Consider the following 11,622-nt stretch of genomic DNA (forward strand, 5'->3'; position numbering starts at 1 on the left):
ATGAAAAATTTAAATATATATCATAAATCGGCTATCATTTTAGTTCTGGCATTAGTGTCATTAAAAAGTGTAGCGCAACAAGATCCTCAATTTACACAGTACATGTATAATATGAGTATTATTAATCCTGCTTATGCCACAGCAGATGAAGGCATGCTAAATCTTGGAGGATTATACAGAACACAATGGGTTGGTATAGATGGTGCACCAACCACAGGAAGCTTTTTTGCACATACACCAATCAATGAAAAAATTGAAGTAGGATTATCCTTTACCAACGATAATATTGGTGATGTTGTAAACGAAAACAATATTTATGCAGACTTTGCTTATGTATTACCTGTTGGACTTGATGCAAAATTATCTTTTGGGTTAAAAGCAGGTGTAACCTTGTTTAATACAGATTTTAATGGATTTAACTTACAATCTGGAGACCAATCTACAGATACAGCATTTAACGAAAATACAAGTAAAACGTTTCCAAATTTAGGTATTGGTGCATTTTACTTTTCAGATAATTATTATATCGGATTATCAGCACCTAATCTGTTAACTACCAAACATCTTGAAACAGAAAACGGAATTAAAACCACAGGAGTGCAAAATGTACACTACTTTTTAACGGGCGGATATGTGTTTGATATAAATAAAGATTTAAAATTTAAACCTTCCTTTATGGTTAAAGGTGTTACAGGTGCACCATTGGCAATAGACATAAATGCTAATGTTTTAATTAATGAAAAACTAGAAGCAGGTTTAGGATATCGTTTAGAAGATGCCATAATGGCAATGGTTAATTTTAAAGTAACACCTCAATTAAGAGTCGGTTATTCTTATGATTATACCATCTCAAACTTAGGCGATTATAACTCAGGATCCCATGAAATATTTTTACTATTTGATGTAGATATATTCGGATTTAAAGGTGGATATGATAGATCACCACGTTTCTTCTAATAAAAAACTGAAAACAATGAAAAAATATATATACCTATTAGTAACTTTTTTAATAAGCACCTTGTCTGTTGCTCAAAAAGGAAGTTTAAAACGTATTAATCAACTTTTCGAAATGAAAGCTTATGCAGAAGCTGCAGATTTATACGAAACAAAAGAACGAACTCAAGAAGTATTGCAAAATTTAGCAGATAGTTATTATTATAATAGCGCTATGCAAAAAGCTAATAAAACTTACAGAGAGTTATTTTTAACTTACGGAGACTCTATAGAAATAGAATACTATTTTAAATACGGTCAAGTTTTAAAGGGTGTTAAACAATACAAAGAAGCAGATAAATACTTAGATATTTACTACGGTAAAAGACAAAATACATTAGCCTTTTTTGAACAATTAGCTAAAACCACTCCTCATACTTTCAAGTTAAAACCATTAGAAAATCCTAACTCAAAAAACGATTTTGGATTATCTTTTTATGGTAAAGATAAAGTGGCTTTTGCTTCTGGTAGAAATAACAATAATCCAGCATTTGCTTGGAATAATTTACCATACCTAGATTTATACCATGCTACTTTAACCCAAAATAGAACACTAGAAAACATTACACCTTTTTCAGATGCTATTAATACAGACACGCATGAAAGTAATGCGGTGTTTACTAAAGATGGTAAAACAATGTATTTTAATAGAACCAATACAAAACGTACCAAAAAAGATGAAGAGCGTGTAGCACATATTAAAATTTATAAAGCCGAGTTGATTGATGGTCAATGGACAAACGTAACACCATTACCATTTACTTCAGATAAATTTAGTACAGAGCATCCTGCATTAAGTAATGACCAAAAAACATTATACTTTGCAAGTGACCAGCCAGGAGGCTTTGGAGGTTTTGACCTTTATAAGGTTTCCATTATGGAGGATGGTACATATGGTACACCAGAAAATCTAGGAAGCACAATTAATACTAAACATAGAGAGCAGTTTCCGTTTATTAGTAGTTTAGATGTCCTGTATTTTGCTTCAGATGGTCATCAAGGTTTTGGAGGATTAGACGTGTTTAGAAGCAATTCAGTTAACGGTAATTTTGATAAACCTGTTAATTTAGGAGAGCCAATTAATAGTAATTTAGACGATTTTGCTTATGTTGTTAAAGAAAAAGAAGACAAAGGGTATGTGTCTTCTAATCGTTCTGGTTACGACAGGTTATATGGTTTTGGTAGAGAAGAAAATATCTTAACAAAATACCTTGTAGAAGGTGTAGTAACAGATAAAAACAGTAAAGAACTTCTAGTAGGTGCTTTAGTAACATTATTTGACGATTCCGATAGAGTATTACAAGACACTATAGTTGGTAATGATGCTACCTATTTATTTAAAATAGAACCTAATAAAAAATATAAAGTCCGTGGGACACGTAAAGCTTATATTCCTCAAGATGTCGAGTTTTCAACAGATAGTAAAGGAAAAATTCAACATAATATAGAGTTGATTTTAGAGTCTTATGCAGATGCTGAAGAACGAGTAAACGAAAACGAAAAAGGAGATGTGCTAATTACGTTAGACAGAATATACTTTGATTTTGATAAATCAGATATTCGTCCAGATGCTGCAAAAACACTTGATGTGTTAGTAGATATCATGAAAAAATACCCAGATATGGAGGTGGAAGTATCCTCTCATACAGATGCAAGAGGACCAGATCAATATAATTTAGATTTATCTAAACGTCGTGCAGCTTCAACAGTAGCATATATTGTAAGTCAAGGTGTATCTGCTAACCGACTTAGAAGTATTGGTTATGGAGAAATGCAACCTTTAAACCAATGTGTTAAAGAAGGAATATGTACAGACGAAGAATATGATATTAATCGTAGAAGTGAATTTAAAATTTTGAATTAGTAAATTTTAGTTTCGTTTAAACAGAAACCTAAAAGCCTTTTAGTTAATTAATAAAACTAAAAGGCTTTTTCTTTATATTTGTTTTATAGAACTATTAGTTATTTCTGCATAGGCAGGAATCCACTTATAATCAAAAGATTTCCACTAACGTGGGAAATGCTATGAACGAAAACCTAGACCCAACAAACGAAAATTTTTCTACAGAAGAGTTTGATGCAGAAAAGCAATTAAGACCCTTGTCATTTGATGATTTTACAGGTCAGGATCAAGTGTTGGAAAACCTTAAAATATTTGTTCAAGCAGCCAATAAAAGGGACGAAGCTTTAGACCATGCGTTGTTTCATGGACCTCCAGGATTAGGTAAAACTACTCTTGCAAATATTTTAGCAAACGAGCTAGAAGTGGGTATTAAAGTTACCTCTGGTCCAGTTTTAGACAAGCCAGGAGATTTAGCAGGTTTACTAACTAACTTAGATGATAGAGACGTTTTATTTATTGACGAAATCCACAGGCTTAGCCCAATTGTAGAAGAGTATTTATATTCTGCAATGGAAGACTATAAAATTGATATTATGATCGAGTCTGGTCCAAATGCAAGAACCGTTCAAATCAATCTTAACCCGTTTACTTTAGTTGGTGCTACCACACGTTCGGGATTATTAACAGCTCCTATGAGAGCGCGTTTTGGTATTCAAAGCAGATTACAATATTATAATACAGAATTGCTAACTACCATTATTCAACGTAGTGCATCTATTTTAGATGTACCAATATCTATGGAAGCTGCAATAGAAATAGCAGGACGTAGTCGTGGGACACCTAGAATTGCTAATGCCTTATTACGTCGTGTGCGTGATTTTGCACAAATAAAAGGTAATGGTAGCATCGATATTAAAATTGCAAAATATAGCTTAGAAGCATTACATGTAGACGCCTATGGTTTAGATGAAATGGATAACAAAATCTTATCTACCATTATCGATAAATTTAAAGGTGGTCCAGTTGGTATAAGTACCATTGCAACAGCAGTATCAGAAAGTACAGAAACAATTGAAGAAGTTTATGAACCCTTTTTAATTCAACAAGGCTTTATTATGCGAACACCTCGTGGTCGTGAAGTCACAGAATTAGCCTATAAGCACTTAGGAAAAATTAAAGGACCTACACAAGGTGGATTGTTTTAATATCGCATCATTATAAACTGAAATATCAGATACTAGAATTTCTTTCTTATTAATGCTGCTGTCAGTCTGAGCGTAGTCGAAGACTCTTTATAAAAGATAAATGAAAAAGAAAATACCAGAAGTTTCACTACTAAAATTCATTAAGCATTCACTAGAAATTCTTAAAAATCCATTACCCTTTCACAATAAAAATTTTACTCAAAAAGGCGATATTTTCAAGTTAAACGTTGGCTTTAATTCTAAAATATATTTTTGTCGTGACGCAGGTCTTGCCCAATATGTACTTCAAAAAAATCAAAAAAATTACGTTAAGTCTTCAATTCAAACAGTAGATTTAGTCAAATATGTCGGAGAAGGATTGCTAACTTCTGAAGGTGAAAAATGGAAAAAGCAACGTAAAATGATGCAACCAGCTTTTCATAAAAAGCAATTGCAAAATTTACTTAGCGAAATGCAAAACACCATAGTTTCAGAATTTAAAAAAATTGAAACTAAAAAGACCATAGATATCTATCCATTACTTAATGATTTAGCATTTCAAACGGTTGTAAAATCTCTGTTTACGCAAGCTGCAAATACTAAAGATATGGAACGCCTTCAGTTTATTACTGAAGCTAATCAACGAATGTTGGTTAAAGAATTGCGTCAACCTTACTTAGGTTGGTGGTTTAAGATTGGTGGTCAATTAAAAAAGCATTTAAAATTGTCTGAAGAAGCTAGAACAATTTTGAAACAGATAGTTGAAGAAAGGAAAGCATCAGGAAAACGTTATGATGATTTGTTGGACATGCTATTAGAAACCAAATACGAAGACGGTAAAGGTATGAGTGAAGAGCAGCTTATAGATGAAATATTAATCATATTTACAGCAGGACACGAAACCACTGCAAATGCATTAACCTTTACCTTTCAATTGTTGGCAAAGCACCCAGAATGGCAAAAAAAAATTTATGAAGAATGGCAGAATCTAGGAGGAGACAAAACCGATGTAATGACGCGTATTTCTACATCCAAAGTATGCCAACAAGTTTTAGAAGAATCTTTACGCTTGTATCCTCCAGCTTATTTTATAGATCGCGTCAATATTAAAGCAGATAATTTTAATGATTTACAGTTTGAGCCTGGTTGTAATTTATTGTTCTCGGTTTACGAAATGCATAGGCATCCAAAGCTATGGAAGCAACCAGAACACTTTTTACCAGAACGATTTGCAGATGGAGGTCGTCAATATTCAGCACAATACTTTCCCTTTGGAGCAGGTCCACGTAAATGTATTGGAAATAACTTTGCGATGTTTGAAATGATTATAGCTGTAACAGAACTAATCAAAAACTATAAAATAATTCCAGAATTTAAAGAAATTGGTATTACGCCTTTAATTACTTTAAAACCTAAAAACGCGTATCTTAGATTTGAGACTAGGGTCTTGTAATTTATTATATATAGAGAAGAAATAAAATGTATAGTAATAAAGCACTTCGACAAGCTCAGTGTGACAAAAAGAAGTTTAACTGTCAGTCTGAGCCTGTCGAAGACTTTTGAAGCAATAACATACAATTGAACAATAAAGCTAAATACACGCAACAAATAAAAGCAGAAGCCAAGCGCCTAGGGTTTTTGTCTTGTGGTATTAGCAAAGCAGGCTTTTTAGAAGTAGAAGCGCCAAGATTAGAAAAATGGTTAAATAACAATATGCATGGCGAAATGCAATACATGGAAAACCATTTTGATAAACGCTTAGACCCAACCAAATTGGTTGAGGATTCTAAAAGTGTGATTTCGTTATTGCTCAATTACTATCCAAGCCAAGAGCAAACAGATAATAGCTATAAAATATCCAAATATGCTTATGGAAACGATTATCACCACGTTATAAAATCAAAACTAAAAGAGTTAACACATTTTATTCAAGATGAAATAGGTGAAGTGTCAGGTCGTGCTTTTGTGGACTCTGCTCCAGTTTTAGATAAAGCTTGGGCTGCAAAATCTGGACTAGGGTGGATAGGAAAACATAGTAATTTATTAACGCAACAAGTAGGTTCATTTTATTTTATAGCAGAACTAATTATCGATTTAGAACTGGAGTATGATCATGCAACAACAGACCATTGTGGGACTTGCACAGCCTGTATTGATGCCTGTCCAACTCAAGCTATTACAGAACCTTACATAGTTGATGGTAGTAAATGTATTAGTTATTTTACTATTGAATTAAAGGAAAATATCCCTACAGAATTTAAAGGAAAAATGGACGATTGGATGTTTGGTTGTGATGTCTGTCAAGACGTGTGTCCTTGGAATAAGTTTTCTAAACCACACAACGAGCCATTATTTAATCCACATCCAGAGTTATTAGAAATGACAAAAAAAGATTGGGAAGAGATTACTGAAGATGTGTTTAAAAAAGTGTTTCAAAAATCTGCTGTAAAGCGAACTAAGTTTTCTGGTTTACAGCGAAATATTAGTTTTTTAAAACCAAATTAGTAGATTCTCGTTTAATAAGTTTAGTATTAAGCTCTATTATTTTTGGAATGATAGGCTCATCTTTTTTAACTTTTTTAATTTCTTTATATAATTGTTTAAAAGCTGTTTTACCCATTAAATAACCTGGTTGGTCAATGGTACTTAAAGTGGGAGAGATTACAGAAGACATAAACCAATTACTAAAGCCAACAATAGAAATATCTTCTGGAATTTTAACTCCTAATTTATTAAATTCAGAAATAGCTCCAATTGCAACTAAATCTGTATTAATAAAAATGCCATCAACATCATCATGATCTTCTAATAATTGTTTAGCGGTATTTTTACCATCTTCAAAACTAGTGTCTCCACAGTCACATATATAGACTAAAGAAGGGTCGTAAGGCAAGTTGTTATCCAATAAGGCTTTCTTGTAACCAAGAAACCTGTCTATTGAGTTTTGTGGTAAAAGCGGTCCTCTAAAATGAGCAATTCTTTTACAACCAATATCAATCAAGTGTTGCGTAGCTGCATAAGCAGCTTTCCTGTCGTCAATTATAACTTTAGAGCATTTAACAATTTTAGCTATTTTATCAAACATCACGATTGGTTTGTCTTGATCAATAACCTCATTTAAATGTTTAAAATCTGCAGTACCATTTGCTAAAGAAATTAAAATACCATCAACACGTTGACTTAATAATAAGTCCAGTTGTTTTTTCTCCAGCTCATAAGATTCGTTAGACTGAAGTATAATTACCAAAAACCCTTTTTTTTCAGCTTGTTCAACAATTCCCTTAATAACATTCGAAAAAAAGTGATGAACAATTTCTGGGATTATTAATCCTATTGTTTTGGATTCTTTATTTCTTAAATTAACAGCAAAAGAATTTGGTTTATAATTAAGCGTTTTTGCAAGTTCTTTTACTAAACCTTTAGTTTTATTACTTATATCTGGATAATCTTTTAAAGCTTTAGAAACTGTTGTAACAGAAATATTTAGTTGTTCTGCAATTTGTTTAAGGGTAACAGGTTTCATTTTATATGATATTTTAGAATAAATATAGTAAAAATTAATGAAACGAAAATAGTTTCGTAAAAAACTAAATTATTTAGTAAAGGTTAGAATATAATTAGTTCTAAAATTGAATTGAATTTAAAACGAAAACGATTTCGGTATGTAAATAGTCATTTTAAATAGATAATTTTTATTCAATGTTTAAAGTTTCTCTATTTTGGTTTTCTAAACCTTAAAACCATGAATAAAAAAATATTAATTTGGTCCATAACAGCTGCACTAGCAGGATTTCTATTTGGATTTGATACCGTTGTAATTTCTGGTGCAGATAAAAAATTGCAAGCTCTTTGGGGTTCTTCAGATGCTTTTCATGGCTCTGTAGTAATGGCAATGGCACTTTGGGGAACTGTTGTTGGAGCTTTATTTGGAGGCATTCCAACCAATAGATTAGGACGTAAAAACACCTTATTAATTATAGGTATTTTATATACAGTTTCAGCAATAGGTTCCGCTTTTGCTAATGACCCTTTTACATTTGCGTTTTTTAGATTTATTGGCGGTTTAGGTGTTGGTGCTTCTACCATTGCAGCTCCAGCATATATTTCTGAAATTGCTCCTGCAAAAGATAGAGGAAGACTAGTGGCTTTGTACCAGTTTAATATTGTATTCGGAATTCTAGTTGCTTTTCTATCTAATTATTTATTAAACGGAATTGGAGAAAATGCTTGGCGATGGATGGTAGGTGTGGAAGCTATACCTGCAATAATTTATACGTTATTTATGTTAAGCGTCCCAAAAAGTCCAAGATGGTTAATTTCAAAATTTAGAAATGATGAAGCAAAAAAAGTTTTGTCTATAATTAATCCTGAAGCAGATCCTGAAAAACTCTTGTTGGAAATAAATAACTCTAACAATCTGGAAGGCACAAAAAAAGAAAATATTTTTTTGAAAAAATATAGGTTTCCGTTAACCTTAGTATTTTTAATCGCCATGTTTAATCAGTTGTCTGGTATTAACGCGTTTTTGTATTACGCACCCAGAATTTTTGAAGAGGCAGGTTTAGGAGAAAGTACAGCATTGTTAAGTAGTATTGGTGTAGGGGTTACAAATTTAGTATTTACACTATTAGGTGTGTTTTTAATTGATAGGTTAGGACGTAAAACATTAATGTATATTGGTTCTATTGGTTATATAATTTCTTTAAGTCTAGTGGCTTGTGCTTTTTTCTTTGGTTGGACAGGTATGGCAGTTCCTATCTTTTTATTCTTATTTATAGCAGCACATGCTATTGGTCAAGGTGCAGTAATATGGGTATTTATTTCCGAAATTTTCCCTAATCATTTACGTGCCTCAGGTCAATCGTTTGGTAGTTCCACACATTGGTTTTTAGCAGCATTAATTCCTGCATTAATTCCTATGTTATTTTCTACAATTGGAGCTGGAGTTGTATTCTTATTTTTTGCAATTATGATGGTTTTTCAGTTATTATTTGTAATTTTTATGATGCCAGAAACCAAAGGAGTCTCACTTGAAGAATTAAGTAAAAAATTGATAAAAGATGAAAAATAGAATACACAATTTATTAATCCTAGTTTTAGTATTATCACTAATAGTTACAAGTTGTAAAAAAAAGGAAGCAGCTGAAAAAACTAAAACAGATGTTTCATTAAATTCAACTACTGAAGAAACATTATATAGACCAAATTTTCATTTTACACCAAAAGCAAATTGGATGAATGATCCTAATGGTATGTTCTATTTAAACGGAAAATATCACTTATATTTTCAGTATTATCCAGACGGAAATGTTTGGGGTCCTATGCATTGGGGACATGCAATTAGTAAAGACATGATTACTTGGGAAGAACAACAAATAGCACTTTATCCAGATGATTTAGGGTTAATTTTTTCTGGAAGTGCTGTGGTTGACCATAATAATACTTCAGGCTTTGGTAAAGATGGTATTACACCAATTATTGCCATGTTTACACATCATAATATGCAAGGCGAAAAGGATGGTACTTTAGACTTTCAAACGCAGTCTATCGCTTATTCATTAGACGAAGGGTTGACTTGGACTAAGTATGATAAAAACCCAGTGATTTCAAATCCTGGAATTAAAGATTTTAGAGACCCTAAAGTAATTTGGGATAATAAGACTAATAAATGGATTATGGTTTTGGCAGCAGCAGATAAAATCATGTTTTATAGCTCTGCAAATCTAAAAGACTGGACTTTAGAGTCAGATTTTGGTAAAGATTTAGGACAACATGATGGTATGTGGGAATGTCCAGATTTATTTCCTATTAAGGTTGAAGGAAGCGATATTACCAAATGGGTATTAATTGTTAGCATAAATCCAGCAGCACCAAATGGAGGTAGTGGTACACAATATTTTATTGGTGATTTTGATGGTAAAAAGTTTTCTGTAGATGCAGATTTTAATAAACAACTACAACAAGAAAAAGCGGTTTGGATAGATTACGGCAGAGATAATTATGCAGGCGTGACATGGTCTAATATACCAAAAAACGATGGTAGAAAATTGTTTATGGGATGGATGTCTAATTGGGAATATGCCAGAGACGTACCAACCGAAACTTGGAGAAGCACTATGACCATTGCAAGAGAATTGAAGCTTAAAAAATCTGACAATGGTTACTTGTTAGTTTCTAACCCAGTAACTGAGCTGTATAAACATGTATCAAAAACTATTAAAAAGGACTCACTTATTGTTAAAAAACAAGAAGATATTATTTCTAAAAACAAAATAGACTTAGCACGTTTAATAGTGGAGTTGCAAATAAATAATTTAAAAGAAGAACAATACACATTTTTGTTTCATAATAAATTTGGAGATACGCTTTCATTTGGATTAGATAATAAAAACAAGCTTTATTTTTTAAACAGACAAAAATCTGGAAAAGTAGATTTTTCAGAAAAATTTGCCAATACCATTTCAAAAGCCAAAAAAGGAAATACTTCAAACAATTTGAAAGTACAAGTCCTGTTAGATAAAACATCTATTGAAGTATTTTATAATAATGGAGAAACCGTATTTACAGAGTTGTTTTTTCCTAACCAACCATTTGAAACTTTATCTATAATGTCTTCAGATGAAAAGTTAATTTTAGAAAATATAAAAATTGAAGAATTAAAGTTAAACTAATTAAGAGTATGTCTAATATTGTATGTTTTGGCGAAGTATTATGGGATGTGTTTCCGTCACATAAAAAGATTGGAGGTGCACCTCTTAATGTAGCACTAAGGCTTCATTCATTTAATAATAATGTGACAATAATTAGTAGTGTTGGTAAGGATAAAAATGGTACTAATTTGCTAAATTATCTAAAGGAAGAAGGGTTAGATTATTCAAACATTCAAATTACAGAAGCTTATAATACAAGTGAAGTGATTGTAAGTATAGATAGTAAAGGTTCTGCTAGTTACAGTATAGAGTTTCCCTGTGCTTGGGATTTTATAACATATAATGATGATTTATTGGGTACAATAAAAAAAGCAGATGCCTTTATTTTTGGAAGTTTAATAGCAAGAAACGAAGTATCTTATAATACGCTTTTAGAGCTTTTAAAAGAAGCTTCGTTTAAGGTGTTTGATGTAAATTTAAGACCTCCTCATTATAAAATAAGTGCATTAAAATCATTAATGCAAAAAGCCGATTTCATTAAATTTAATGATGATGAACTATTTGAAATTTGTAATACGTTACAATTTAATTCAAAAAATATAGAAGAAAACATAAAATTTATTGCAAAATATACCAATACCAAAGCTATATGCGTAACTCTTGGCGCAAATGGAGCAGTTATTTATATAAATGATACTTTTTATTTTAATGATGGATATAAAGTAAATGTAAAAGACACCGTTGGCTCTGGAGACTCATTTTTAGCTACTTTAATAGATAGATTGCTTAAAGATGAAACACCACAACAAGCTTTAGATTTTGCTTGTGCTATTGGTGCATTGGTAGCATCTAGTAAAGGTGCAAATCCTAAACTAAGTAGTGCTAAAATTAATGAGTTAATTAATGGTTAATTTTTAAATAATAACTTAAAAGAGAATTCATTCTGCCTCTT

At 31.6% G+C, this 11,622-nt stretch carries 9 protein-coding genes; 8 read left to right on the forward strand and 1 reads right to left on the reverse strand.

What is annotated here, in order from left to right:
* The 5 genes from LY08_RS02415 to queG all read left to right on the forward strand — a co-directional run bounded on the left by LY08_RS02415 (position 1) and on the right by queG (position 6,525).
* Positions 1–957, forward strand: coding sequence for a PorP/SprF family type IX secretion system membrane protein (locus tag LY08_RS02415; RefSeq protein WP_111658835.1), 957 nt, complete (start codon positions 1–3; stop codon positions 955–957).
* Positions 958–973: 16 nt separating this feature from the next.
* Positions 974–2,857 (forward strand): OmpA family protein, encoded by a 1,884-nt coding sequence (locus tag LY08_RS02420; RefSeq protein WP_111658892.1) that lies wholly within the window; start codon positions 974–976, stop codon positions 2,855–2,857.
* 161 nt (positions 2,858–3,018) lie between these two features.
* Positions 3,019–4,041 carry a Holliday junction branch migration DNA helicase RuvB gene (ruvB, locus tag LY08_RS02425; RefSeq protein ID WP_111658893.1) on the forward strand — a complete coding sequence of 341 codons (1,023 nt, stop codon included), beginning with the start codon at positions 3,019–3,021 and terminating at the stop codon, positions 4,039–4,041.
* Positions 4,042–4,141: 100 nt separating this feature from the next.
* Complete coding sequence (locus LY08_RS02430) at positions 4,142–5,473, forward strand: cytochrome P450 (protein WP_111658836.1); 1,332 nt, start codon at positions 4,142–4,144, stop codon at positions 5,471–5,473.
* Positions 5,474–5,598: 125 nt separating this feature from the next.
* Positions 5,599–6,525 carry a tRNA epoxyqueuosine(34) reductase QueG gene (queG, locus tag LY08_RS02435; RefSeq protein WP_111658837.1) on the forward strand — a complete coding sequence of 309 codons (927 nt, stop codon included), beginning with the start codon at positions 5,599–5,601 and terminating at the stop codon, positions 6,523–6,525.
* Here queG and LY08_RS02440 read toward each other — a convergent pair.
* Positions 6,503–7,543 (reverse strand): LacI family DNA-binding transcriptional regulator, encoded by a 1,041-nt coding sequence (locus LY08_RS02440; protein ID WP_111658838.1) that lies wholly within the window; start codon positions 7,541–7,543, stop codon positions 6,503–6,505. The two genes, queG and LY08_RS02440, sit on opposite strands and share 23 nt — an antisense overlap.
* 219 nt (positions 7,544–7,762) lie before the next feature.
* Between LY08_RS02440 and LY08_RS02445 the strand changes: the two genes are divergently transcribed.
* From LY08_RS02445 to LY08_RS02455, 3 genes are read left to right on the forward strand one after another with little or no spacing between them, the layout of a single operon-like run.
* Positions 7,763–9,091, forward strand: a complete 1,329-nt coding sequence (locus tag LY08_RS02445) for a sugar porter family MFS transporter (RefSeq protein WP_111658839.1) — start codon at positions 7,763–7,765, stop codon at positions 9,089–9,091.
* The gene (locus LY08_RS02450; RefSeq protein WP_111658840.1) at positions 9,081–10,691 is read left to right on the forward strand and encodes a glycoside hydrolase family 32 protein; all 1,611 of its coding nucleotides are present in this window, start codon (positions 9,081–9,083) and stop codon (positions 10,689–10,691) included. The genes LY08_RS02445 and LY08_RS02450 overlap by 11 nt, the downstream gene beginning before the upstream one ends.
* A gap of 8 nt (positions 10,692–10,699) precedes the next feature.
* The gene (locus LY08_RS02455; protein ID WP_111658841.1) at positions 10,700–11,581 is read left to right on the forward strand and encodes a carbohydrate kinase family protein; all 882 of its coding nucleotides are present in this window, start codon (positions 10,700–10,702) and stop codon (positions 11,579–11,581) included.
* Positions 11,582–11,622: the final 41 nt, after the last annotated feature.

The organism is Olleya aquimaris (assembly GCF_003259525.1).
Taxonomy (GTDB): Bacteria; Bacteroidota; Bacteroidia; order Flavobacteriales; family Flavobacteriaceae; genus Olleya; species Olleya aquimaris.